The sequence below is a fragment of the Pseudomonas sp. BRG-100 genome (assembly GCF_000737955.1).
Taxonomy (GTDB): domain Bacteria; phylum Pseudomonadota; class Gammaproteobacteria; order Pseudomonadales; family Pseudomonadaceae; genus Aquipseudomonas; species Aquipseudomonas synxantha_A.
Genome location: NZ_JPRX01000001.1, coordinates 2,928,178 through 2,951,860, shown reverse-complemented (window position 1 = coordinate 2,951,860; position 23,683 = coordinate 2,928,178). Strand labels below are relative to the sequence as shown.

Annotated in this window: 21 protein-coding genes, 1 tRNA gene and 2 pseudogenes; 5 read left to right on the top strand and 19 right to left on the bottom strand. The window is 55.3% G+C overall.

What is annotated here, in order from left to right; all coding sequences use genetic code 11:
- The first annotated feature begins 367 nt into the window (after positions 1 to 367).
- Positions 368 to 1,654 carry an OprD family porin gene (locus JH25_RS14280; RefSeq protein ID WP_032878384.1) on the top strand — a complete coding sequence of 429 codons (1,287 nt, stop codon included), beginning with the start codon at positions 368 to 370 and terminating at the stop codon, positions 1,652 to 1,654.
- 85 nt (positions 1,655 to 1,739) lie between these two features.
- Here JH25_RS14280 and JH25_RS14285 read toward each other — a convergent pair whose 3' ends face one another.
- The 9 genes and pseudogenes from JH25_RS14285 to JH25_RS0127155 all read right to left on the bottom strand — a co-directional run.
- Complete coding sequence (locus JH25_RS14285; RefSeq protein WP_032878383.1) at positions 1,740 to 3,317, bottom strand: M48 family metallopeptidase; 1,578 nt, start codon at positions 3,315 to 3,317, stop codon at positions 1,740 to 1,742.
- Positions 3,318 to 3,330: 13 nt separating this feature from the next.
- Positions 3,331 to 3,696, bottom strand: coding sequence for a hypothetical protein (locus JH25_RS14290; RefSeq protein ID WP_032878382.1), 366 nt, complete (start codon positions 3,694 to 3,696; stop codon positions 3,331 to 3,333).
- Between the two features lie 37 nt (positions 3,697 to 3,733).
- Positions 3,734 to 5,077, bottom strand: a complete 1,344-nt coding sequence (locus JH25_RS14295) for a CHASE2 domain-containing protein (RefSeq protein ID WP_032878381.1) — start codon at positions 5,075 to 5,077, stop codon at positions 3,734 to 3,736.
- Positions 5,078 to 5,275: 198 nt separating this feature from the next.
- Positions 5,276 to 5,560, bottom strand: a complete 285-nt coding sequence (locus tag JH25_RS14300; RefSeq protein WP_032878380.1) for a DUF3077 domain-containing protein — start codon at positions 5,558 to 5,560, stop codon at positions 5,276 to 5,278.
- 883 nt (positions 5,561 to 6,443) lie between these two features.
- Positions 6,444 to 6,851 (bottom strand): nucleotide-binding domain-containing protein, encoded by a 408-nt coding sequence (locus tag JH25_RS27655; protein ID WP_236648092.1) that lies wholly within the window; start codon positions 6,849 to 6,851, stop codon positions 6,444 to 6,446.
- Between the two features lie 146 nt (positions 6,852 to 6,997).
- A complete protein-coding gene (locus JH25_RS0127160) occupies positions 6,998 to 7,837 on the bottom strand; it encodes an adenylate/guanylate cyclase domain-containing protein (RefSeq protein WP_164699522.1) in 840 nt (279 codons plus the stop codon).
- An 11-nt stretch (positions 7,838 to 7,848) separates the two neighbouring features.
- A complete protein-coding gene (locus JH25_RS14305) occupies positions 7,849 to 8,415 on the bottom strand; it encodes a Pycsar system effector family protein (protein WP_032878379.1) in 567 nt (188 codons plus the stop codon).
- A gap of 144 nt (positions 8,416 to 8,559) precedes the next feature.
- A complete protein-coding gene (locus JH25_RS28070; protein ID WP_081883312.1) occupies positions 8,560 to 8,835 on the bottom strand; it encodes a hypothetical protein in 276 nt (91 codons plus the stop codon).
- Positions 8,832 to 9,293: pseudogene (locus JH25_RS0127155) on the bottom strand (integrase domain-containing protein); the annotation flags it as partial. The pseudogene JH25_RS0127155 and the gene JH25_RS28070, both read right to left, overlap by 4 nt.
- On the opposite strand from JH25_RS0127155, the pseudogene JH25_RS0127150 reads away from it, so the two are divergent.
- Positions 9,294 to 9,992: pseudogene (locus tag JH25_RS0127150) on the top strand (hypothetical protein); the annotation flags it as partial. It lies immediately after the preceding pseudogene.
- 650 nt (positions 9,993 to 10,642) lie between these two features.
- On the opposite strand, the gene JH25_RS14310 reads toward JH25_RS0127150, so the two are convergent.
- The 9 genes from JH25_RS14310 to JH25_RS14345 form a co-directional block, all read right to left on the bottom strand.
- Positions 10,643 to 11,314 (bottom strand): hypothetical protein, encoded by a 672-nt coding sequence (locus JH25_RS14310; protein ID WP_032878378.1) that lies wholly within the window; start codon positions 11,312 to 11,314, stop codon positions 10,643 to 10,645.
- 542 nt (positions 11,315 to 11,856) lie between these two features.
- The gene (locus JH25_RS0127145; protein WP_032878377.1) at positions 11,857 to 12,216 is read right to left on the bottom strand and encodes a hypothetical protein; all 360 of its coding nucleotides are present in this window, start codon (positions 12,214 to 12,216) and stop codon (positions 11,857 to 11,859) included.
- Between the two features lie 508 nt (positions 12,217 to 12,724).
- Positions 12,725 to 13,519 carry a hypothetical protein gene (locus JH25_RS14315; protein WP_164699521.1) on the bottom strand — a complete coding sequence of 265 codons (795 nt, stop codon included), beginning with the start codon at positions 13,517 to 13,519 and terminating at the stop codon, positions 12,725 to 12,727.
- 101 nt (positions 13,520 to 13,620) lie between these two features.
- Positions 13,621 to 13,696, bottom strand: a tRNA-Thr gene (locus JH25_RS14320).
- A 464-nt stretch (positions 13,697 to 14,160) separates the two neighbouring features.
- Entirely contained in the window at positions 14,161 to 15,348 is a 1,188-nt protein-coding gene (locus JH25_RS14325) for a methyltransferase (protein WP_032878374.1), read from the bottom strand.
- Positions 15,329 to 16,018: an ABC transporter permease gene (locus JH25_RS14330; RefSeq protein WP_032803763.1), complete on the bottom strand. Its 690-nt coding sequence runs from the start codon at positions 16,016 to 16,018 to the stop codon at positions 15,329 to 15,331. Before JH25_RS14330 ends, JH25_RS14325 begins: the two co-directional genes overlap by 20 nt.
- Before the next feature lie 38 nt (positions 16,019 to 16,056).
- The gene (locus JH25_RS14335; RefSeq protein WP_032878373.1) at positions 16,057 to 16,752 is read right to left on the bottom strand and encodes an ABC transporter permease; all 696 of its coding nucleotides are present in this window, start codon (positions 16,750 to 16,752) and stop codon (positions 16,057 to 16,059) included.
- Between the two features lie 74 nt (positions 16,753 to 16,826).
- Positions 16,827 to 17,579: an ABC transporter substrate-binding protein gene (locus JH25_RS14340; RefSeq protein WP_005783892.1), complete on the bottom strand. Its 753-nt coding sequence runs from the start codon at positions 17,577 to 17,579 to the stop codon at positions 16,827 to 16,829.
- 13 nt (positions 17,580 to 17,592) lie between these two features.
- Positions 17,593 to 18,366 (bottom strand): ABC transporter ATP-binding protein, encoded by a 774-nt coding sequence (locus JH25_RS14345; protein ID WP_003187760.1) that lies wholly within the window; start codon positions 18,364 to 18,366, stop codon positions 17,593 to 17,595.
- Between the two features lie 556 nt (positions 18,367 to 18,922).
- On the opposite strand from JH25_RS14345, the gene gabP reads away from it, so the two are divergent.
- Positions 18,923 to 20,314 carry a GABA permease gene (gene gabP / locus JH25_RS14350; protein WP_005783895.1) on the top strand — a complete coding sequence of 464 codons (1,392 nt, stop codon included), beginning with the start codon at positions 18,923 to 18,925 and terminating at the stop codon, positions 20,312 to 20,314.
- 116 nt (positions 20,315 to 20,430) lie between these two features.
- On the opposite strand, the gene JH25_RS14355 is transcribed toward gabP, so the two are convergent.
- A complete protein-coding gene (locus JH25_RS14355) occupies positions 20,431 to 20,844 on the bottom strand; it encodes a hypothetical protein (protein WP_005783897.1) in 414 nt (137 codons plus the stop codon).
- A gap of 158 nt (positions 20,845 to 21,002) precedes the next feature.
- Between JH25_RS14355 and JH25_RS14360 the strand changes: the two genes are divergently transcribed.
- Positions 21,003 to 21,968 (top strand): arsenic resistance protein, encoded by a 966-nt coding sequence (locus JH25_RS14360; RefSeq protein ID WP_032878372.1) that lies wholly within the window; start codon positions 21,003 to 21,005, stop codon positions 21,966 to 21,968.
- An 87-nt stretch (positions 21,969 to 22,055) separates the two neighbouring features.
- Complete coding sequence (locus JH25_RS14365; protein ID WP_032878371.1) at positions 22,056 to 23,663, top strand: membrane protein; 1,608 nt, start codon at positions 22,056 to 22,058, stop codon at positions 23,661 to 23,663.
- The last annotated feature ends 20 nt before the right edge of the window (positions 23,664 to 23,683 follow it).

Here is a 23,683-nt window from a genome sequence, read left to right as displayed (position 1 = left end):
GTTAATGCTTTGCATTTGCGCGTGTTATCTATTCCCTGTCGTGTCGCTGGCGGATTTGTTACTTGATGTGTTTTTTATCGGTGCCGTAGGTCATTCAATCGTTTTCAGCGTAGTGCTTTAGCTCGCCCCTTAGACGAATATCGCCTAAATACAGACGATTCACGAAATTGACACATAGTTCAACGCCCGCATAGGATTGCGCCCAACGCCTGTGGCTCACCGCCATGACTTACTCCAATAAAAAAAGGCCCGCGGCAGTTCAGTCGTCCGCGGGCTTTCTTTTTGCGGCAAAGGTCGACACCAGAAATAGCAACATGGAGCCTGGTGTCACAGCGCGTACTCAACCCGTAATAAGGAATATAAGAATATGTTGAAGCAACGGATGAGTCTGATCGCTCTGGGGATTTTGAGCGCATCGACAGCAATGGCAAACGACCAGGAGCAATCCAAGGGGTTTGTTGAAGATAGCCACCTGAACATCGCCGCACGTAACGCCTACATCAGCCGTGACTACAAAAACGGCAAGCAGGACAAAGCTGAATGGGGCCAAGGCTTCATCGGCAAGTTCGAGTCCGGCTTCACCCAAGGCACCGTGGGTGTGGGTGTGGACGTGATTGGCCAATACGCTATCCGCCTGGACGGTGGTAAAGGCCGCAGCGGCGCTGGCGGTATCGACTTCTTCAAGCAAGGTGACAGCGGTGAAGCCGCCAACGACCTGGCCAAAGGCGGCGCGGCCGTGAAGGCGCGTATCTCCAACACCGTGATCAAATACGGTCAGCAAATGCCGGCCGTACCGGTCCTGCAGTACGATAACTCGCGCTTGCTCTCGGAAACCTATGAGGGCACCTCGATTGTTTCCAAAGAGATCGCCGGCCTGCAACTGGACGCCGGTCACTTCACCAAGGAAGCTCGCAAGAGCGCCGAGGGCAGCGACAGCGGCCGCTTGAAGAGCATCAACTACATCGGCGGTAGCTACAAATTCACCGAAAGCCTGTCGGCTGCCCTGTATGCCTCCGACATGCAAGACGTGCTGAAAAAGCAATACGTCAACGTCAACTACGTGCTGGCCCTGCCAGAGAAGCAATCGCTGACGTTTGACTTCAACGGCTACAAAACCAAGCTTGATCGCAGTTTCGCCCTGGAAAACCAAGGTGATGCGGACGCGCGCGACAACAAGATCTGGAGCCTGGGCGCGACCTGGGCCGTTGGTGCGCACAGCTTCACCCTCGCTCACCAGCGCAGCACCGGCGACACTGGCTACCTGTACGGCGGCTACCGCAACGCTGGCGGCATCGGCGACGGCGGCAATACCATCTTGCTGGCCAACTCCTACTGGTCTGACTTCAACGGCAAGGACGAGCGTTCCTGGCAAGCAGGTTACGGCATCGATTTCGCCACCTTCGGCGTACCGGGCCTGACCTACAACATTGCCTACGTGCGTGGCACCAACATCGACGACGGCACCGGCCGTGGCGATGGCACCGAGCGTGAAATCTGGAACCAGTTCAAGTACGTCGTACAGAGCGGCCCAGCCAAAGACCTGAGCCTGCGTGCTCGCGCCTCGTGGCTGCGCGTTTCCAACAACGCCAGCAACTACAACGTAGGCGGTAACGAAATCCGTCTGTTCGCCGACTACCCGATCAACGTTTTCTAATTGATCGAGCGTCGTGCCTGATGCCAGGCAATAAAAAACCCCGACTGGTTCGGGGTTTTTTTATGCCAGGTGCGAATGTTGCCGCCTAGGCCTTGGCCGGTGCGAGCTTCTTGCAGTTTTCCTTGCGTGTCGGGTACTGCTCGCACTTGCGCAACACCGTTTGCACCTGCTGCACATTCTGCAGTTGCTGGTTGGCCAACAGCTTTTCGGTGATGAACAGCTCCTCCGAGCCCAGATTGCGTTCAGCCTTGTCGATCATCGCCAGGGCCGATTGCCCATCACCCCGCTTGAGGTGGTAGCTGATCATCAAGTCATAGGTGGAGGGGCCGGCCAGGGACCAGTCCTTGATCGCCTGCAACTCTTTCACCGCTTCGCTGTTTTTGCCCTGGGCCAGGCGCACGGTATAGGCCGTGCGCCGAATGCTCGGCTGGTCCTTGACCGGTGATGCCAGGGCCTTGCGGATAAACCCTTCAGCATCCGGCACTTTGTTTTTCTCCAGGGCATCGATGGCGAAGTACGCGTCTTTATAACCCTGTAAGGCCTTCGCCACTTGCGGCGTAGTCTTCATCTTCGACCAGCTTTGTGGGTTGACCCGAGCGCGGCGTTCCTGGCGATATTCGCGTTGCAAGTACTGGCGCAGCTCGGTGTCACGGTCCATCGCCGACATGTGCGAGCGGTTGAAGTATTGCGTGGTTGCGTTGATGCCGGTGGTCAAGCCGTCCTTGACCAGCACGTCCAGCTCTTTGGTGAACTGGTTGAGATTGAACTGCTGCAGCGAATCCTGCATGGCATTCTTGCGCGCCGTGAGGAAGCCCGTGAGCAAGGGTTTCTGCTTGCCCTGGAAGTCGTTGAGGCGCTCCAGACTATGGGTGGCGGCACGCGGGGCGTAACCGGCGCGGATCATCAAGTCGGTGCCGAGCAGGTCGGCCTGGTCTTCCTGGCTGCGGCCCCAGGCGGTGCTCCATACCTGATCGGAAAAGGTATTGGCCAGTGCGGTGTACAGCACGGTGTTACCGATGGTCTTTTGCGTGCCGGCCGGGTCTTTACTGAACAGTTTCATCGTCCCGGAGCTGCGGTCGACGCCCGTATCGGCAGCCATGGTGGCCAAGGCGACCGTGGAGGCGACGGTGGTGAACATGTCTTTCTGCTGCTGGAAGGCAGCCATGCGGTCATGGTGATGCAGCAACACGTGGCTCATTTCATGGCCAAGCATCGCCGCGATTTCGTCTTCGCTGGCGACGTTGTCCAGCATACCCAGCGGCACGAACAGGTTGCCGTAAGGGTCTGCGGATGGCCCGAAACCATAACTGTCGGTGATTTTCACCTGCAGCGGCGGCAACTCCCCCGGCCAGCCCTTGGACAAGCGCGTGACAATGCCCTGCAAGTACGCTTGCAGCATCGGGATATCCACCAGGTTCTGCTGACGCGCCTCGGCAGCCGGCACCGCCCGCCCGTCGTAGCTCAGGCGCTGTTGGCTCTGGCGCTGTGGGTCGAGCTTGTAATACTGGCGTACGTCAGTGTTGTCCACGTAGTGGCCCTGAACCCGGGATTGGGTCGAAGGCCCCACCAGGTTCAGGAATGCCTGGTCTGCGCCCTTCAAGGTGGCGCAACCGCTGAGTACCGAACTGGCCAATAGGCAGGCCGCAACTAGATATCCCTTCACCGCACCGCTCCTTTTATTGATTGCAACCGGCACCAAAACCAATGGTGGAGTTATTGCGGCTGTCTTTGGCCTGGCTTTTGGTCAGGCCCTGGCAGGGCAGGTCCACGACATTCAGCGGTGGTTCGATGCGCAGGTCCATGGTGTCCAGCCAGACCTTCTGGCCCGCCAGCTCGACTTGCACCAGGTCCAGCGCCTGGTTGTACTGCAACACCGGTACGGGCTGGGTGGGCGCATCCTTTTTCGCCAACTCACGTTGTTGCTTACCTTGCTCGTCCAGTACGGTCACCGGGTCGGCCAGGAACGCTTTGATACTGTGAGTTTCCGCCCAGGCACCCTGGGTGAAGAGGGCAGTGAGCAAAACGATGAGACTTCTGTTCATCCTTGAATTCCTTGAGTCAAATGACAAAACGGCACACTCAGCGGTCGCGGTCGAAGAAGGCTTCGATCCGCTCGCTGAACAACACCAACGACAGCAAAACAATGCCCAGCACGTTGACCGGGGTGATGTCATTGAGGCTCAGCAACACACTGACCGCCGCCAACATCGACATCACCAACAGCCACGACGGGCACGGCGAGGTAAAAAACCAGATTTCCTGGCGCCGCCACCGGCTCCAGGTGCGCTGGCCCGCCAGGCGACGTGCGTGCAGCGCCTTGAGCACGGCAATCAACGCCAGCAGCCCGAGCTCCAGCAGGTCCAGCCAATTGAAGGGCAAGCGGGGAAAGTCGGCCGGTTCATGGTCGTAGTCCATGCCAGAATTGATCAGGTTATCCAGGGCCATGGCGTGCAAGTACACGCCGGGGAGTTGGCCATGTACCGGCGACTCAACCAGATCCCCCGTGGACGCGATATTGGCGCCCACCAGCACCAGGCGGTCGCGCAGCAACTCTGCGATCAGTGCCTGATCGTCGGGGTCGCTGACCTCCAGGTCACTGGCCGACAACGTCAGCGTATAAGGGCACCGTGCCTGGGCCGAGTCATCAAGCTTCCAGAACACGGCCTGAAAGAACTGCGCCACCCCATCCAGCAAAAAATGCCGCGCGGGCGCGCAGTGGCTGATATCGGCAACCCGCGCCTGTTCCGCCGCCAGCTTCAGCCCCCATTGCACAGCGATGGGCTGGCGCTGCGCAGCGGTTTGCGCATCCACCGGCGGCTGTTTGCAATGTTGCGTGGCACAAAACTCGCGGTACAGCGCCATCGCTGGGGTTTCCAAAAGCCCTGCCTGTGTGTGCATGGCCAGCGGGTACTTGTCGTCCACCCCTTCCCACACCACCAGTGCTGGGCGGCTGACCTGCATGAACGGCGCCAGCGTGTTGGCCTGGCCCGCTTCCCCGCGCGCCAAACCGGTATTGGCCAACCACAGCGGGATGCCCTGGCGTTGATAACGCTCAAACACATTCGCCAGCAACTGACTGCCCCGCGCCGGGTCGCCCAACGAGTGGTCATGGCTGTACAGCAAATCCACAAACACCGCCCGAGGCTTGTACGCCAGCAAACGCTTGAACAACTTGCTCTGCTCGCCGTAGGGCATTGGCCAAGAGGTGTCGTTGCGCATCAGGTAGGCATCATCGATCAACACCACCGCCACCCGCTGCTGCCCAAGGCTCGGGTAGTGGCTGGCGAACATACGATTGAGCCACTGCGCCGACGCCTTGTCGCTGGAACTGGCCAGGCCGAAAGGATCAAGAATCGCCAGCAACACGATGAGAGCCGCCAGCCAATAGCGGCGGTATTTGAACAGCGGGGGGTTGGACAACATCCATGTCTCGATAAAAGCGCAAGCAAGGCGGGGTTTTTAAAGGAGTGGGGAGGGGGTGTCAATCGAATAAGTGGCTAAGTGCCATATTGCCTTTGGCTCGTCTTTCGCAAAAAGCCCCGACCTATTCAGGCCAGGGCTTTCCTCTGTGGGAGCCGGGCTTGCCCGCGATGACGTCAGCCCGCGCACCACGCGACTTCTTTATTGCTCAACATTCCCTGGCGACTCCAACACCTTCACCACATCATCAATCACCGCCTTGCTCATCTCCTGCAAATAATGCGACGCCCAGGCATAACGGTTCGTGTCCTGCGTCATCGCCGCATCTTCCGCGAGCAGCTTGGCGAGGTGGAGCAAGTCGGAAACGTGATGCAAGGCTTCATGCAGGGAAACACCGCTGTTGACGCGGAACAGAGGTTGGTCGGAGTGAAAGGAAAAGGGGGTGACGCCGAGGGTGGTTAACGCAGATGGATTTGGAGTGGTCATTGGTAGAACTCCCGTATCGAGTGAGAGCTACCACGTTCGTTCTCAGGCGAATGGGTGGCAGCTGTGCGCAGGCTGAGAAACCGGAGATACAGGAACCCGGCAGACCCGAAGGTCTCCCACGCACAGCCGCCATTGCACGAATTGTAGGACGAAAAAAACGCCTGCAAATCGGGTTTGGGGGCGCTTGGTGCGCCTGCATCTTGCCGGGTTCTCAGGCCCGGTCGCTGAATTGGCAGCGACAGGAGGGAGGGTAGCGTGGTGGGGCTTGGGGAGCAATCGGGAAAATGGATTGGTTAGGCGCCTGCAGGGTTAAGAGCAGGTATTGACTGGTTAATTATTGGTTTTATGGGAGCGGCATAATTATTGGCTATCCATAATTTCTATAAAAGCTTGAATACTAGCGAAAGGCACTGGCTGAGGTGAGAAGGCGTTCGAGGGCATGCCACGTAGATCGTCGGTGGATTGCATGGCATACGAGGCTCCGGGATTGCAGTGTGTGGACAAAAAGAGGAGGTGCGGAAACTACAAAGCCCTCACGTTTCTGCGAGGGCTTCGTTTTGTATGGTGCGGCACCAGGAGTCGAATCCTGGGATAACTATATGATTTTTATAGATTTTTTAATAAATTATACTTCAGTCTATCCCTAAAACTATCCTTTGGCAGTCGCCTGATGTTTGACATGCGCGGTATAAGACGGACTTTGAACATATGGCCGATAGATGACAGCGTACCTTCTTAAATAACCGGACGGTTGCGTGGGGCAGCAGGCTGCCCCACGCTGAGCTTGGCGTAGGGAACTATCGGTCAAAAACTGCCTTGGATCGTGGTCTCATACCAAGCAAAATCTAATAACAACACTATCTGGGAAAAGGCCGCTCAAAAGCTATCTGATATATACTCCGATAATATCTTTAAAAATAACAGCCCCCTTAGCATCAGTTACTACAGCTTCCATGGTATGCAACCCGCGATACGCTGTCGAATCCGTATGGATCTGAGGGTCAGCCCTAAAGAAACTTGTCAAATAGTTGTTGTCTTTAATAACTGAAGTTTTTGTAATAGGGAAAGTCCCTCGCTGCCCTTTCAGCTGAGCTTCTGTACCATGATTTCGCTTCGTCAACTTCAGCTCGAGGGGGAAGTCTTGGCTAGCATGAACCGACTTATCAAATATAACTTTGAATTTAAGACTGAGGTTTTTGTTGAGCATTCTTGAAACCGACGGATACTCAACCAAAGTATTTCCATCTGCAATGAAGCACTTAAAAGATATGCCAGGGCATGACACCACCATCGAGTTTGGATGCGATTCTTTTAGCTCAGTTGCAAATGGAAGCAAATCTCTATACTTAGCATGATCCAGCTCCCTTACCTTGTATGTGTGAACTCGTCCTTCTCGATCCGTATATGACTTAGGGAGATTCGGCAGGGGAATAGTTTCTATCTCACCGTTTTTATTTTTTGGGTGCGAGTTCTGATTTTTGTGTAATTCTCAGGAAGATCAATTTCTTCCATGATACTTCGACCAAGCATCGACTTGTTCTTGCCAGCGATACCTTGAAGCTTCGCCGCAACATCTACAAAGAAGGATGTTGGAGTTACTTCGTAAACTCCTCTAAATCCGTAAGACGCCCACAACACGTCATCGTGAGAGCCGTAGTCCAAGCCAATGCGAAAACCCAAATAATCTGCCTTTGGATTCTGAAAATATTTCTGCTCAAGAACAGGAATAATGGTTCCCGTCATCAAGGACTCAAGAACTGAAACGCAATTAATAGCATTAATTATGCTGTCGTCTTTATCCTGTGCTTTACCTCCAAAGAAGGCTAGCAAGGCGTCTCCCATAAACCGATGAACATGCCCGTCCATGGCTCGCACGGTTTCAGCTGCAGCTTTCAAAATCGTATTCTTGATAGCTACGACTTCATGAAGCTCATATATAAAAGTAAGTCTTGTTGAGTTTTTTATATCTAGAAAAAGCGAACAGATGTAATGATTCTCCTGGTCATCAGTTTCCGCGAGATGCACAAAGTCAGGATGAGTTCCAATTTTACTTTGGTTAACTCCATCCCTTCTAAACGAAGTGCGAATATCCTGCTGAATTGCTTCCTGATCAAAAGCATCTGATGTCGCTAGTGACTTTTCAACATGTTCATTCAAGCTTTCCATTGATGCGTGCCCCAGCGCAGCATCCATTGCGAAAGACTTCTTTTTATTGCTCTTCTTTATTTCCGAATCCAACATCCGGGCAAAAGATTCTCTTGAAATACTTCTCTTCAACACAGATCCCTCTACGAAAAAGCATTAATAACAAAAGCTAAAAGAAATACTGAGACACACAAAAAATGAACACACAAAACAACGGACAATTTTTGTATGAGCCAAAATTTCCGATCGACAATTTTTGCCAAAGTAAATACTTGGCCACTCAAATCATTTAGATAGTCTTCATCAGAGACTTCAATGATTCGTTTAGCGTAACCATCAGAACCGCTTTTAGCGCCTGCTATATCGCCATAAAAAATTAGTGACTCTCCTCTGTTTTTTTCAGGGCTACTAAATGTAACAGGGAATATAGTAAAGCATGCCATTAACATACAGGTAACAGCGGCAATCAAGCTAAAACAACCAAACAAGCCAATGCACACGATAATTTGAGTTGTATTTGCCACTTCCAGCTTACCAAGCAGAGCAAATATTAGTGCAATTACTGCCGCGCAGTAAGACATGATAATTGTACACTTGGTATTGGTCGTGCCAATGTAAACATCTATCCGTTTGATTACCTCAAACTGATTTTTTATCTTTTGCTCTATAACCTTGCTCAAATCATCACCTTGCTGCTTACAATCAGTCATGGATTTCCCTATGATATAACTGGGAGGTTAGGTCTAAGAGCAATAATACATAGCATACACCGAAGCTGTAGCGACGATAGCTCAGCGCCGTCACCACGTCTAGCGATGGTCAATGGGGCTTCTTCTCTTGACTAATTCGCTGCTTTAGAGATTGAAAATCCATGACGTTTCTAAACGTCGAGCAAGCAGCCGGACAGTCAGCAAGTAGTAGTATCGCGTAGCGTCGCTGTGTTGACGCATGCGATGTTCGAGAAACCAAGCCAAATTTTTTCTTTGCCAAGCCCAAGGTGTTTCTCGCTGCCAGCGCTCTGCAATTGCAGCCTGGATGATCTGCGCCTGCCGCAAATGACGTTGCCGTGTAGCGTGGGACCCAGTCAGCACCCCTGCCAGAAACAACTCCATATCGAATGGCTTACTCATGCTCGCCCACCAATGTAGGCCGCGACCACGTCGATCCGACCGTGCCCCAGCTCATAGCTGATTTGTCTCCGGGCCTCATGATCAAGATTTCTATCTAGCTGAAAACATCCACCGCCGTTGAGAGGCGCGCGGTGTTGGGTGATTTGCTCATAGCGCTCACATGCGTACGCCGCTCGTAGCTCATGAAAGCCTTTGAGCTTGTGGGCGTGCAGGGTATCCCTCGCATGGCGGATGACCTGTTGCAGAAGGTTCACGTCGCTTTCATCAGGCGCAACCAGGTTGCGGCTACCGGAAGGCGATGCCTGCCGTGCAAACCCAAGTGCACCTCGAACATAGTCGTCCACCGTAATCCAGCGTGGCGCCGAGGCGCCGGCGCGGCCACCTTTGGCGCCATCCTGAATGTTAATTCTGCCCAGGTCGTTGGCCTCACGGCTAAGCCGTGACAAGTCGGCTAGGATACCCAGGTGGTGGTGTGCTTTGCCTATGGCCTGCCGCACAAGCCCTATATCCAAACCATTCTGCCTCACGGGCTGAGTATGCCCAGCGTGCCGAAGGGGGATCAGGTGTGGCAGCACAGTGAGGCGTGCCAGCAGCGCATCGACGCTGACAGCAACTGGTTGCGCCAGACTGACGGCAAGATCCGCGATAAGGCGATCGAGCGGGAAGTAGAGGCGATGGAAAACACGGAGACGTTCCAGAATCACACTAGGAGGGTGGACGACCATTCAAAGGAGTCGGTAGGTGGAATCAAGACGATCGAGGCGCTGGGAGCACTCAAGCTGCTATCGGGCGGATCCGCGAGCCTGGCGGCAATAGATGATCTGCACCAGGCGACCGGGCGGGACTTGAACCTAGTGGTGGGACAGAAGCATAACGCGACAGTGGGTGGTGATATGGAGGAAAGGATTGAAGGGCTGCGTAAGAGTGTGGCAGAGGTCAGCCAACGGCTGGTCGCGCCCAAGACTTGGTTGGGGTCTGAGGGGGTTAACGTGCTGCAGGTGCTGTGCGACTTGCTGGACTTAATAGAGCATATGAACAATAAAATAGCTATACACATCCATGCACCAAATCAACCCCCTAGAAACGCCACAGTGTTTACTTTGGCGTCAATTACCGCCCGCCGACAGTCCGAAAAAATGAAAACTATTACAGGATGACGTAGATTTTTCGGCAACGAGTCTGGATGCTAAAATACCCCAGGTTTTCTGATGGTAGAAAGGCATTGTTGCCGTAGTTTATGTCCTTGTGCTCTAAGCTTGGAGTTGAAGTGCTCTAAGTTTGTCTTCGATGTAGGAAAGCGGGTCGCGCCCCGTTGCTCTAAGATCAATGAGCTGTAAGATGTCATTTTCATCTAATATTATTATCTCTTCGTGCTTGCTTAGCATTCGATGATAGATGTGTTGGTGAGCATTTTTTTTCGCTCATTTTCGCGAAAGAATGATGCCGAATCGACCGAAGTATTTTTGCTCTTGTATGTAGCTGTAAAAAGTATCTAAATGACTTACTGATAGCTCGTCCGCATAGTTTTTTGCGTCGAACAGTATGTATTTGCACCCGCGCTTCAGTAAGTCGTTCAGGAATCTATGTCTTGGGGCTCTATTGTCTATTATAAAGTCTCTTCTTCTAACGCTGGTATAGTTTGGTGTCTGCTCCATCAGTTTGAAGTCTTCATATTCTGAGGCGAATATGAAGTTTAATATTTCGATGCTCAGCGTTTCAAATGCACCTCCAGTAGAAAGCGGTAAGTCTACTAGGTTCTTTTTGAGTGTGTAGGGTGTCGTCGCTTCTCCGGAGCGCAGTTCGTCAATTATCGCAAAAACTTTTTTGTTTTTATTTTTAGAGATTTTGAATATATAAATGTGCTGTGGGAGAATGCTGGCTCTAGCTTTAGCATTCCCATAAGATTTCGTTTGTTAAATGCAAGTGTTGAGTTTTTGCAAACATACATGACTTTCCCTACCCTGCTACTTTTATATGAGAACTCACTCGGCTCGGCGTTATCCGGCAGAAATATGATTGAGTTCTCATTAAGTGTTGCCGCAAATATTGAGCTCGCTTGGTCAAACTTGGCTTCTGAATAGTTAATGACTATATGGTCCGCATATTTTGTAATTCGTGTATCGCGATATACTCCAGAAAGCAGCTCGAAAAAGTGCTCTGCTAAGTGCTGGTATTCTAATTTTGTAGCAACAAGATCCAAGAAGGCTTGTTGTGCAAAATCGATTGATAGATGGTCTAGGTTCAGGTGTGCGGAGCTACATGCAGAGATTAAGATTTTACTGTTAGCGGTGTTGTGACTAAGCTCTAGCTTTGTTAATTGTTTGTTGGTGGCGCTAAACTTTTCTACGCTTAATGAGTTGAAGTAGCAATTGTAGGCAGGTAAAAGTTTGGATAGCTTATTTTTTAAAGCCGTGAAATACGGGGAGGTGATCTCGCCGGCGCTTTCAAAAATTGGAGTTGGTTTATATTCGGACGCCATGTGCAATTCCTTTTTTGCGGTATCTGAGTGTGGCTCATTTAGGACCGCTCACGTTTGCCAAGGGGTTGTTTTTTAACCAGAGTATTGGAGTAGTGAGATCTTGGTTCAGCAGCCTGATGAAATGTTAACCGAGCTAGTGCAAAAAGGCAGAGGGAGAAAAAATTTCCAGGAAAAGCACTTATCCCCCTCCCGCCGACGGGGTTTGTGTCCTTTTTTTGTGCAAAGTCGGAAGTAGTGCAAACGAAGCTGCAACCCAAGCGGGCCGTGGGGCTCTGCAGGCGATCGGCAATTTCACAGATTGCAAAGTTTGAAGAGAAATGCAGTGCGGCTGCACAACAGTGCGATGGCTGTACTTCAACAGCGGAAAGCTGAAGTCCCCGGACCCATTGGGCGAAAAAATGAAAAACACCGTAATTCGTAGTTTTACATTCTCGGATGGGCTCTTTTGAAGGCGCCTCGCTGACCAATGACCGAAACGCCTTTTTGCTCTGGAGCCCCCGAATACTGTGGGCTGTAGCCGATGCGCTCCATTACAGGGAGTTTCACACTGATTCGGAGGCGCCCAAGCGAAGGTGGGGCTGCTCATTCAGCTTCTGCAGGCGCGTGAACTCATTCTTCACAACAGGAATCAGCAGGCGTTCCAGCGCGTCACGCAGCTTTGTCGCCTGCTCCTCGGTCAACCTTTTAACCGAGCCGGTGACGCTGCTGGCGCAGAGGACGTTGGCGGGGAGGATGCCCAACATATCCATGGAGCGTTCAATGTAGCCTCCCAGGTATTCCTGCCGTTTGAACAGTACGGAGCTTTCAGGGGCTTCCTGGTAATCCCAATGAACCTCCCAGGTCGAACTGTTCTTCTTTATTTCGATGATGGGTTCCGCTGCTTGGGACGCCGGCTTACGCATGCTTGCTTCCTTTGATCAGTGCGCGGCTGAGCATTCTGGGCATTAGCTTCGAGGCGTCCGCATTATTGTTTATTTAGGTTAACCCCCAAATCCCTGTCAGATCATGGATATCTGTCAGCGAGTGCCCTGCAGGCCCCGTGTTTACTGGGATTCAGCTCTGACAGCGGGGTTGGATGTTTGTGTGAGTTTCTCCCTCAAAAATAAAAAACCTTATAAATCAGCTACTTAACAACTGTAAAACTAACACTACTGTTTTTTCAGGTTTTGTCAGGTCGCTGACAGCTTTCTTACAGTGATGCAAAACGCTGAAAGGCTTGAAATACAAGGGTTACAGAGTAGATGAATATAAATCTGTCAAATCTGACAGGCTTTTAAGGGGGGCACCTTAATTTTTATTCGCTTCGCATAAGGGGCGTTTCGTCACACGTGTACACATCGCAACGGCTCTAGAAACTCGCCCTATCGCACCCAATAAGGCTAGAGACTTTTCCTCATCCCACGAGCACTTTTATTCGAGAGATTCTAAGTGAAGGGATTTGGGATATTTGCGCCTAGTGGCCCAAGCGTTGACCAGCAACATGCCAGAGACACCGCCCAATCCGCCCATCAAACCATTGAACGCATCGGCGCTAATTACTTCTGGACGAGGGCCGTAGAACGCGTACACGAGAGACGCGCAGAAGAAGACCAATGGGGAAAACACAACCGCCGTGAAGGCAGAGAGCGGTCTGCTTCTCTTTTTCTTTTGAGGCTTCGGACGCGTGAATTGGCCAAAATTTCTAAAGCCTTGGGGAAGACCTCTCAAGGTGCCTTTGATTCGCGGCTGCCGATCGGTACTGGTATGCAGAATTTCAACCACAACCCCATCGTCTGCGTCGAGGAAATTGAAAGTAAACTCTGCCTCGCTCATCTCTTTCCGGGGGGAGGTGAACGCGAAATCGTTGACCTGGCGACCCACTTTCAATACGGAGATGGACAGAATTTGGCCGTCGGCGCCTACACAGAAGCGAAGTGGATCTTTGTCGACAATATCGGAACCTAAGACCGTACTCTCGCCACTGTTCCAAATAATCAAAACAGATTTTGTCAGGCGGGGAATGCTGAGGCCGTCATACTGAACGACTATTCCTGACGGCAAGGCATCTGACGCACTGCCAAGTAAATGCTCTCCCTGGTGGACATATCCAACCCGAGTAGTCCGCCGGCGGGCCATTAGGTACGTGACAACTGTGGCAACGAGACCCACAACAAGGCCAACCCGGCCTAGGTCCATTAAGCTCCACACGTTATCAATCCACGACATAACCGTATCCCGACAGGTGATGGTGACGCGAAGTATTGGGTGCTTGTTACGTGTGACACAAAAAACAAAGGCCTGCATCGCTGCAAGCCTTTGTTTTTAAATGGTGCCGGCACCAGGAGTCGAACCCGGGACCTACTGATTACAAGTCAGTTGCTCTACCAACTGAGCTATACCGGCGTGTTAGGGCGACGATTATAGCGATTGGAAAGGTTCTGTAAACCCCTGAATTCTGACTATTTTTGCAAAAACCAAGGTTTCTTGCGATTAGCGTGTTTTCCACACGGTGTAGCAGCGTAAAAAGCCGTCACTTCCGCGTCATGCCAGTTACCCCGCGCACCTGAGCGATCCGACGTCCAACGAGCTTCTCCACCCGCTGAAACCGCCAAAAACCACCCTGCAAAGTCCGCTTTATACGTTTAACGTCTGATGCTTATGCACAATCGGTTGGTAACAGCTGTCACGAAACAGCCATTTTGTGCAGCCGTTCTCAACACGCTGCAACTGCCTGTTTTGTGTGCGTTTTATTTTGTGAACAAAAAATGACCAGCCTCGCTTTTGGCGTTCAGCGCCCATTGCTACAGCTTCTGCAAAGATTCCATCAACAGAGTTATCCACAGGGCGCGTGCAGGGAATTTTGCACCTTATTCGCGCTGGGCCAGCACCATCAGGTTGCGCGGGGTGAGCGTTGGTTCGCAGAAGGTGCCGACCTCGACGTTGTAGCCCTTTTCGCTCAAAAAAAGTGCGCGGTCCAGCACCAGCCACATTTCCAGTGGGCGTCGAAACAAACCCCTTACCAATTCCAGGTTTCGCACTTCGGCCAGGCGCTGCCAGCCGTGGGCTTCGAGCGCCGGCCAGTCTTGTTCACCTGTGGATAAATTCTTGAGGTTTGCCAGCTCACGGCAGTAGTCGGCGAAGGATTTATCCAGCCAACTGGTGGGCAGGGAGGGCGTCGGCAGGTAGTCGTTGCAGCCGCGTAGTTGCCGCTGTAGTCGATCAAAGCCCAGGCGCCGCGCCATGGAGGTGTCTCGTTGCTGGCGCACGCGGTTGCCGGCGGTGACGGTTTCGCTCAGGGGTAATCCCAGATCGTCGATCGACAGGGTTAGCAGGGATGCGCGCCCGGCGCCGGACAGTGCCTGGTAGCGCTCGGCATTGATGCGGTTGTAGCAGCAGGGCGCCAGGGCCAATTGTTTGCAGCCAGCGGCGCTGGCCAGTTGCAGCAGGCGCACGTGCAGGTCGCCGCAGGCGTGCAGGGCCACAGGTGTGTGTTCGGGGTCGATCGCTACATCGGCCATCACGTCTTGCAGGCAATGGGCAGCGGGCAAGCCGTGGTGATCGCTCAGGGTTTGGCCGGACGCAATCAGGGCGGGGTCATATTCCAGGCAGGTCAATCGTTGGCCGGGTTGCAGCAGGCGGCGGCCAAGATGGCCTTTGCCGGCGCACCAGTCCAGCCAGTGGGCAGGCGTCTGGGCAAAAGTCAGCGCGGCGCCGAAGGCTTCGATCTGTTGCCACTTGCGCCCGGGCACGTCCACATTCAAACGGTGGCGAGCGGGGTCCAGTGAGTGGGCGGGTAACTTATCCACAGCACTCAGGCGCAGCGCTTGAGCGGCCAGCTGTGGAAACGGTGCAGGCGCAGGCAGGTCGTGGGGGTGGTTGTGATTGGCTTCAGCTTCGGCCAACGAACGCCGACGCAGCCACTGGGATAACTCGGGATGCTCGGTTTCCCAGGGCAGCTGCAACTGAGTAAAGGGCCGTGGTCGCCACAGCCCTTGGTACTCGATCAGGAATGCATCCAGTGCCTGGAAGCGTGCCTCAACGTCCTTGGCACGCATCGACGCGCAGCCACTTTTCCAGCAGTTTGAAACCGCGCACCAGCACGTAAGCCATCAGCAGGTAGAACAAACCCGCGGCGAAGAAAATCTCTACCGGCAGGTAAGTGCGGGCAATGATGGTGCGGGCCATGCCGGTCAGTTCCAGCAGGGTCACGGTACTGGCCAGGGCACTGGCCTTGAGCATCAGGATCACTTCGTTGCTGTAGGCCGGCAGGCCGATGCGTGAGGCGCGGGGCAGGATGATGTAGAACAGCGTTTTCGGTTTGGACATGCCCAATGCCCGCGCTGCTTCGATCTCGCCCGGCGGAATGGCCTGGATTGCACCGCGCAGGATCTCGGCGATATAGGCCGCGGTGTGCAAGGTCATGGTGGCCGTGGCGCACCAGAACGGATCGCGCAGGTACGGCCACATGAAGCTGTTGCGCACGGCATCGAACTGCGCCAGGCCGTAATACACCAGGAACAACTGCACCAGCAACGGCGTGCCACGGAAGAAGAAGATGTAGCCATAGGGCAGGGCGCTCACGTACCAGCGGCGCGAAGAGCGCGCGATACCCAGTGGAATCGCCAGCAGCAGGCCAGCGATCACGGCGATTGCCACCAGCTCCAGGGTCAGGGTTGCACCCTGGGCCAACTTCGGCAGCCACTTGATGATCACGGCCCAGTTCAGGCCCAGGTCAAAGTGCGATAGCCAACTGTAGTCGCCGCTCATTGTGTGCTCCTTGCAAAGCCGCGGGCGGCGCGTTTTTCCAGGAAGTGCATGCTGATCATCGCCAGTACGGTCAGGCCCAGGTACATGAACGCCGCAACCATGAAGAAGGTGAATGGCTGCTTGGTCACGGTCACGCCGATTTGCGCGTGGCGCATGATCTCTTCAAGGCCGATCACCGACACCAGGGCGGTGTCCTTCATCAGGATCATGAACAGGTTACCCAGGCCCGGCAGGGCGATACGCCACATCTGCGGCATGATCAACCGGGTGAAAATCCGAAATTTCGACAGCCCCAATGCCACACCGGCTTCGCGGTGGCCCTTGGGAATGGCGAGGATCGCGCCGCGAAACACTTCGGTGGCGTAGGCACCGAAGCACAGGCCCAGGGCGATGACGCCGGCGGCGAAGGCACTCAGCGACAGGTCGGGGTTGCCAAAAAACTCACCCAGGGCGCGCATCAGGTTGACGGTGCCGAAGTAAATCAGCAGCACCCACAGTAATTCGGGAATACCGCGAACGATGGTCGAATACGCACCGCCCAGCCATTGCAGCGGCTTGTACGGCGAAGTCTTGGCCAAGGCGCCGGCAAGGCCGAGCACCAGCCCCAGGCACAGGGCCGTGAGCGCCAGTTTGACGGTCATCAGCGCGCCAGCGGCAAGCGCCGGGCCGAATCCGTAGAGATCGAAATTCATGGTGTTTTCATATCGCGGCAGGCATTGCTAAAAGCCGACGCGCTCCCAGGAGCGCGCCGGGCAGGTCGTTCAGATCATTCGATGCTGAACGGGAAGTACTTGTCGTTGATCTTTTTGTAGGTGCCGTCTGCCTTGATCTCTGCCAGGGCTTTGTTCAGGCGCTCGCGCAATGGGTCGCCCTTGCGCACGGCGATACCGATCTTGTCGCTTTCTACCACCGGGTCGCCTTTGAACTCATAGGCCGAACCGTCTTTGCTCTTGAGCCACTCGTACTGCACGTACTTGTCGGCGAGGATGCCGTCGAGGCGACCGGAGGTCAGGTCGAGGTAGGCGTTTTCCTGAGTGTCGTAGAGCTTGGCTTCGGTGTCCGGCAGCTTGTCTTCCAGGTAGGTACCGGCCAGCGTTGCACGCTGTGCACCGATCACCTTGCCCTTCAGGTAAGCGGCGTCAGTCTTGAAGTCTGCCGTGGCTTTGGGCGCAATGAACTGCAGCTTGTTCGAGTAGTACGGGTCGGTGAAGTCAACTGCCTGCTTGCGCTCATCGGTGATCGACAGCGAAGACACCAGGAAGTCGAACTTCTTGGCGTTCAAGGCCGGGATGATGCCGTCCCAGTCGGACACATACACTTCGCACTTCTCGACTTTCATCTTGGCGCACAAGGCGTCGCCGATGTCCTTGTCGAAGCCCACTACGTTGCCGCTGGCGTCTTTATTGTTGAAGGGCGGGTAAGCCGCTTCGATCCCCATTTTCAAGGTTTCTGCCATGGCCGTGGCGCTGAACGCCATCGAGACGGCCGCGGCCAGAAGGAATTTCTTATAGGTCTGCATGCATGTTGCTCCGTTAGCGGTTGCTGGACATGAATTGTTTGCAGCGCGCCGAAAGCGGGTTTTCAAACACCTGCTGTGGCGATCCTTGCTCTTCGACCAGGCCCTGGTGCAAAAACACCACTTCGCTGGATACCTGGCGGGCGAAGCCCATTTCGTGGGTGACCAGCAGCATGGTGCGGCCTTCTTCGGCCAGTGCGCGGATCACATTAAGTACTTCCTGAACCATTTCCGGGTCAAGCGCCGACGTGGGTTCATCGAACAGGATGACCTTGGGTTGCATTGCCAGAGTGCGCGCAATCGCCGCCCGTTGTTGCTGGCCGCCGGAGAGTTGTGCAGGGTAGGCGTGACGCTTGTCGGCAATACCGACCTTGGCCAGCAAGGCCTCGGCCACTTCTATTGCTTCAGCCTTGCTTTGGCCGAGCACGCGACGAGGGGCCTCGATGATGTTGTCGAGGATGCTCATGTGCGGCCACAGGTTAAAGTTTTGAAACACAAAACCAATTTCGCTGCGCAGGCGGTTGATCTGCTTGCCGTCGGCGGCCATCAGCTCGCCGTTTTTTGCGGCTTTGAGCTTGAGCTCTTCGCCGGCTACCAGGATCTGGCCCTGATGCGGGTTTTCCAGCAGGTTGATGCAACGCAGGAAGGTGGACTTGCCGGAACCGGAGGAACCCAGGATCGAGATCACATCGCCGTCGCGAGCGGTCAGCGAGATACCCTTGAGTACCTCAAGCTCACCATAGCGTTTGTGCAAGTTGCGGATTTCAAGCGCGGGCGTGGCCTGGGCCATGTGCGGTCCTCATTGTGTTCGTTGCGATCTTCGCTGTTGGGCCGCCTTCCTGGCGAGGCGCCAAGCTAGCATAGCGTTTGGATGACAGCCAACAGCGCTGCGGACGGTTAACTGGTGGTCTGCGGCAGTGTGTCGCATCGGCGCAGTAGCGTGTCGCGCCATCAACAACCTACAGACGTTTGAACCGGAAAGATCCACAGGCTTCGCGTAAAAAAGGGCGCGATGGTGCCAGCTTTGGCCGGGTGTTGGAAGGGTTAACCGGGCAAACGGTCCATATCAGCCCGTTTATGGAGCGTCACGTACTTTTTATGTGTGTTTTTGGTGCGCCTGATTGGCTTGAAGGTGAGTCGCACGGTAACGCTATAGCGGAATGCCATGATTCTCAAAGACTTGCGAGCGCTGATGAATTGTCCTACAGCCCGCGTCAATGGCGGCTCTGTTACATTTTGGCGCAAATCTTGCGTAAAAAATAAAGAACGCCCTGTTGGATTCTTTTCACGAGAAAGGCTGCAGGCCGGGCGAACCCGTTTTCGCAATTCCTCGCAAAGGTGTGTCAATGAGTAGTACTCAAAGCTCCAATGACCTCGAACAGGGGCTCAAGCCGCGGCATGTCACCATGCTGTCGATTGCCGGCGTAATCGGCGCAGGTTTGTTTGTCGGCTCTGGCCATGCGATTGCTGCCGCCGGCCCCGCCGTGCTGCTGGCCTACGCGGCCGCCGGTACGTTGGTGGTGCTGGTGATGCGGATGCTGGCCGAGATGGCTGTTGCGTCACCCGATACCGGTTCGTTCTCTACCTATGCCGACCGCGCAATCGGTCACTGGGCTGGGTTTACCATTGGTTGGTTGTACTGGTGGTTCTGGGTGCTGGTGATTCCGTTGGAAGCCAACGCGGCGGCGACTATCCTGCACGCCTGGTTCCCCGACGTGGCGATTTGGGTGTTTACCCTGGTCATTACGTTGTTGCTGACGGCAACCAACCTGTTCAGCGTGAAGAACTACGGTGAGTTCGAGTTCTGGTTTGCGTTGATTAAAGTCGTGGCCATCGTCGGCTTTGTAATCCTCGGCCTGGCCGCGATTTTCGGCTTTTTGCCCACCAGCCAGGTCAGCGGTGTTTCGCACCTGTTCGATACCCAGGGCTTTATGCCTAATGGGATGGGCGCGGTTCTGGCAGCGATCCTGACCACCATGTTCTCGTTCATGGGCACTGAGATCGTGACCATCGCTGCAGCGGAATCCAAGAACCCCGGCCAGCAAATCACCAAGGCCACCAACTCGGTCATCTGGCGGATTGGTTTGTTCTACCTGCTGTCGATCTTCATTGTCGTGTCGCTGGTGCCTTGGAACGATCCGACCCTGGCGGCCGTAGGTTCCTACCAGACGGTACTTGAGCGCATGGGCATCCCGAATGCCAAGCTGATCGTCGACCTGGTGGTGCTGGTGGCTGTTACCAGTTGCCTCAACTCGGCGCTCTACACCGCCTCGCGTATGTTGTTCTCCCTCGGGCGTCGCGGTGATGCACCAGCGGTGGCCAAGCGCACCAACAAAAGTGGTACACCTTATTGGGCGGTGTTGCTGTCCACCGGCGCGGCGTTCCTCGCGGTATTTGCCAACTACGTGGCCCCGGCGGCCGTGTTCGAATTCCTGCTGGCCAGCTCCGGCGCCATTGCGTTGCTGGTGTACCTGGTGATTGCCGTGTCGCAACTGCGCATGCGTCAAAAGCGTGCGGCGGCGGGCGAGAAGATCGTGTTCAAGATGTGGCTGTTTCCTGGCCTGACGTACGCCGTGATGGTGTTTATCGTCGGTACGTTGACCATCATGCTGTTCCAGGAAGCGCACCGGGTCGAGATCATCGCGACGGGAGTGTTGAGCTTGCTGGTGGTGCTGGCTGGGTTGTTCGTGGCGAGCCGCCGCAAGGCCCAGAAGGTAGGCGCAGCAGTGCTCAACTGACGGAATGTGGTGCAAATGTGGGAGGGGGCTTGCTCCCGATGCAGTTTGTCAGTCACTGAGATGTCGACTGAGACTCTGCCATCGGGAGCAAGCCCCCTCCCACATTTTGATATGTGTCAGTCTGTTGAGGCTGTCAGCGCCTGGGATGCTGCTACATAGTCCGCCTGGAACTGCGGCGATTCGATCCACGCCAACGCAGCGGCCTCGTCATCGCTGTCAGTGGCCCACTGCCGATATTCAATCAGCGCCGCCAGGATAAAGTCGGTCGCTTCCTCTTCACCTTCCTGCTCCAGCACCAGCGCCAACAGCGGGTGTGCGAGGAATACCGCGCACAGTGCCTGCTGGCTGATCTCGCCTGCGGTGCGCATCTCGACGAACAGTTCGGTCAAGTCCACCGATTCAAGATCGATGCGGCTGTCGTCGCCGGCGAACGCATCCGGCTTGGCCGCGACGGCGCGCTGGGTGCGGTTTTGCTTGGCCTTGGTCTTTGCCCGCTGGGCGCGTTTTTGCTGCTTGTTCGGCGAAGCCATGGGCTCAACATCCTTGGGTTCTGGATCGGGGTGGAGTATTGAAGCGCAGGTTGGGGCAAATCCCAAGGAAATCCGGGCGGGGTTTGGTCGCTTATCGCGCTCGACCACCAGGCCATAGATCAATAGGCTACGCCTTTGTCATCTGCCAGAGCGTCTTCATGACCCGCGATGCCCTTGAGCATAACCAGATCCCCTTCTATTTTGTCGCCATCCTGCTGGCCGCTGCCTGTGGAGTGTTCGCGCCTCTAGTGGCTCACGGTTTGAGCGCATTGATCACACCTGCCATCGCGGTATTGATGTACGCGATGTTCCTGCAGATTCCTTTCCTCGATCTGCGCCAGGGGTTGGGCAATATTCGCTTTGTCTCGGCGTTGTTGCTGGCCAACTTTGTTCTGGTGCCATTGCTGGTGTGGGCGCTGACCCGTGGCCTGCTGGGGCATCCCGCGCTGTTGGTGGGGGCATTACTGGTGTTGTTGACGCCCTGTATTGATTACGTGGTGGTGTTCACCCACATCGGCAAGGGCGATTCGCGGTTGATGCTGGCGGCCACACCGTTGCTGTTGCTGTTGCAGTTGGCACTGCTGCCGGTGTACCTGGGTTTTATGCTGGGCGCACACTCGGGTGTGGTGGTTGAGATCGGCCCGTTTATCGAGGCATTCCTGTTGTTGATCGTGGTGCCGATGCTGCTGGCTGTGCTGACGGCCTACCTGGCGCGACGATCAAGGCTGGTCGACAAATGGAGCAGTGCGTGGGCCTGGTTGCCGGTGCCGGCGATGGCCCTGGTGTTGTTCGTGGTGATTGGGTCGCAAATCACATCGGTCATGCGCGACTTCGACCTGTTGCTGCCAGTGCTTGCGATCTACCTGGGCTTCGTACTGCTGGCGCCGTTGATGGGGATCCTGGCTGCGCGACTGTTTGCGCTGCCTGCGCCAAGTGCACGGGCGGTGACGTTCAGTGCTTCGACGCGCAACTCGCTGGTGGTATTGCCATTGGCGCTGGCCTTGCCGGAGGACATGCGCGGGTTGGCTGCCGCGGCGGTGATCCTGCAAACCCTGGTCGAGTTGGTGGCCGAGTTGGTCTACGTTCGCCTGATTCCGGCAGTGGTGTGGCCCGCAAGTCGATAAAAGCGTGAATGTTCAGGTTCGTTCAGGCGCTATTCAGGGCAGTGCTCGGCACCATACGCCAGCGCTTCCCACCTGACAGGTCACCCGATGGATCATCGCAACCGTTTTCGCCTGGAGTCCTTGGGCCTCTTTCTGATCGCCCTGTTGTTGTTCACGTTGGGGATCTGGGATCAGCAGCCTCAGGGCTTTGATGGGCGCTGGGCGCTGTTCATGCAGGAAATGTTTCGCCACGGCGCCAGTTTTTTCCCCACCACTTACGGTCAGCCTTACGCGGACTACCCAGGCACCGCGACCTTCTTCAGTTTTGTATTCGCTCGCTGGTTTGATGCGCCGAACCATCTGGCGAATGTGCTGCCCACCGCGCTTGCATCGGCCGGTGTGATCGCACTGATGTACCGCCTGCTGGCGCCGTTCAGTCGCCCATGGGCATTTTTGACGGTGCTGCTGACGCTGCTCACCACCCAGTTGCTCGAAAAATCGCGCTCGGTCTGCCTGGACCAGATGATCGCGCTGCTGTGTGTCGGCAGTTTCTATCTGCTGCACAGTGGCGAGCGCCTGGGGTCGCGGCTGCGGCAATTGGCGGTGTTCCCGTTGTTCGTCCTGGCCTTTGCCATTCGTGGCCCCCTGGGGTTGATTGAGGTCTGTGGGGTGGTGTGCGTGTATTGGGCGCTGGGCAGGCCGGGCGAACGCGTCCGGCAAGTCCTGATCCACGGCGTTATCGGCTTGGTGCTGCTAGCAGTGTGCTGGTGGCTGCTGATGAAGCTTGCGCGATTGAGTGGCGGTGATGCCTTTGCTGATGAAGTGTTCAGGATGCAGGTCGGCGGGCGCCTGGATGAGTCCGGTGAGCCGTTCTATTTCTATTTCCAGCTGAGTTTGTACCGTTACTTCCCGGTGGTGCCGCTGGCGTTAGCCACTCTGGTCGCGCTGCGCCATCGCTGGCCGGAGCGCTGGGTCGACGGGCAGCTGCAACTGCTGGTGCGCCTCGGGGCGTGTGGCTTGATGATTCTGCTCGGGTTGTCGGTGCCGCACTTCAAGCGCGCTTATTACATCTTGCCGATGGTGCCGATGTTTGCGGCTGTCGCGGCCTATGGGCTGCTCCAGGCGCAAGGCTGGCTGTTGGGCGTGCGCCGTTGTTACGAAGGGCTTGTCGCAGCGTTACCGGCGTTGTGCGTGGTTGTGTTGTTTGTGTGTCGGAACGCCTGGCACAAGCAGGGCTATTGGCCGGATATTTCCCTGCCGCTGATGATTGGTGCGTTGGTGGTGTTGCAACTCGCGGCGTTGATTGCCTGGCGCCGGCCGTTGCGTCTGGTATGGCTCAGCGTGATCGCACTGGCGGCGCAATGGTTGTTGCTGGTCGCGGTGATAGAACCGGCCAAGGACCTGCAATTCGACACCCGACGGTTTGTCAGCCAGGTGGAGGCACTGCGTGAGTCGCAGCCTGGCCCTTTGGTGTTTGTCGACCTGGCCCGGGACACCTGGGCGGTGCGCTACATGATGAATCTGGATCACGATGAGCAGCCACTGTTTGTCGGGCGTCACCAGCTTGAGAAACTGAGTGAGCTGCCCCGGCCATCCTGGGTGATTGTGCCGCGCAAGGAGACTGCGCTGTTGAAGGGCTCGCCGGTGGAGCAATTGGCGCCAAGCTTTGCGGGGCGGTTGAATGACAATCCGTTGATGGTGTTTTTGCTGAAGTGAGGGGGCAACTTGGCGGGCCT

What these genes read in the sequence shown, in the direction of transcription:
- JH25_RS14280 (WP_032878384.1), top strand. Translation starts at nt 368, where the DNA reads ATGTTGAAGCAACGGATGAGTCTGATCGCTCTGGGGATTTTGAGCGCA.
- JH25_RS14290 (WP_032878382.1), bottom strand. Translation starts at nt 3,696, where the DNA reads ATGAACAGAAGTCTCATCGTTTTGCTCACTGCCCTCTTCACCCAGGGT.
- JH25_RS14295 (WP_032878381.1), bottom strand. Translation starts at nt 5,077, where the DNA reads ATGTTGTCCAACCCCCCGCTGTTCAAATACCGCCGCTATTGGCTGGCG.
- JH25_RS14300 (WP_032878380.1), bottom strand. Translation starts at nt 5,560, where the DNA reads ATGACCACTCCAAATCCATCTGCGTTAACCACCCTCGGCGTCACCCCC.
- JH25_RS27655 (WP_236648092.1), bottom strand. Translation starts at nt 6,851, where the DNA reads ATGGTGGTGTCATGCCCTGGCATATCTTTTAAGTGCTTCATTGCAGAT.
- JH25_RS14305 (WP_032878379.1), bottom strand. Translation starts at nt 8,415, where the DNA reads ATGACTGATTGTAAGCAGCAAGGTGATGATTTGAGCAAGGTTATAGAG.
- JH25_RS28070 (WP_081883312.1), bottom strand. Translation starts at nt 8,835, where the DNA reads ATGAGTAAGCCATTCGATATGGAGTTGTTTCTGGCAGGGGTGCTGACT.
- JH25_RS14310 (WP_032878378.1), bottom strand. Translation starts at nt 11,314, where the DNA reads ATGGCGTCCGAATATAAACCAACTCCAATTTTTGAAAGCGCCGGCGAG.
- JH25_RS0127145 (WP_032878377.1), bottom strand. Translation starts at nt 12,216, where the DNA reads ATGCGTAAGCCGGCGTCCCAAGCAGCGGAACCCATCATCGAAATAAAG.
- JH25_RS14315 (WP_164699521.1), bottom strand. Translation starts at nt 13,519, where the DNA reads ATGTCGTGGATTGATAACGTGTGGAGCTTAATGGACCTAGGCCGGGTT.
- JH25_RS14325 (WP_032878374.1), bottom strand. Translation starts at nt 15,348, where the DNA reads ATGCGTGCCAAGGACGTTGAGGCACGCTTCCAGGCACTGGATGCATTC.
- JH25_RS14335 (WP_032878373.1), bottom strand. Translation starts at nt 16,752, where the DNA reads ATGAATTTCGATCTCTACGGATTCGGCCCGGCGCTTGCCGCTGGCGCG.
- JH25_RS14340 (WP_005783892.1), bottom strand. Translation starts at nt 17,579, where the DNA reads ATGCAGACCTATAAGAAATTCCTTCTGGCCGCGGCCGTCTCGATGGCG.
- JH25_RS14345 (WP_003187760.1), bottom strand. Translation starts at nt 18,366, where the DNA reads ATGGCCCAGGCCACGCCCGCGCTTGAAATCCGCAACTTGCACAAACGC.
- gabP (WP_005783895.1), top strand. Translation starts at nt 18,923, where the DNA reads ATGAGTAGTACTCAAAGCTCCAATGACCTCGAACAGGGGCTCAAGCCG.
- JH25_RS14355 (WP_005783897.1), bottom strand. Translation starts at nt 20,844, where the DNA reads ATGGCTTCGCCGAACAAGCAGCAAAAACGCGCCCAGCGGGCAAAGACC.
- JH25_RS14360 (WP_032878372.1), top strand. Translation starts at nt 21,003, where the DNA reads ATGACCCGCGATGCCCTTGAGCATAACCAGATCCCCTTCTATTTTGTC.
- JH25_RS14365 (WP_032878371.1), top strand. Translation starts at nt 22,056, where the DNA reads ATGGATCATCGCAACCGTTTTCGCCTGGAGTCCTTGGGCCTCTTTCTG.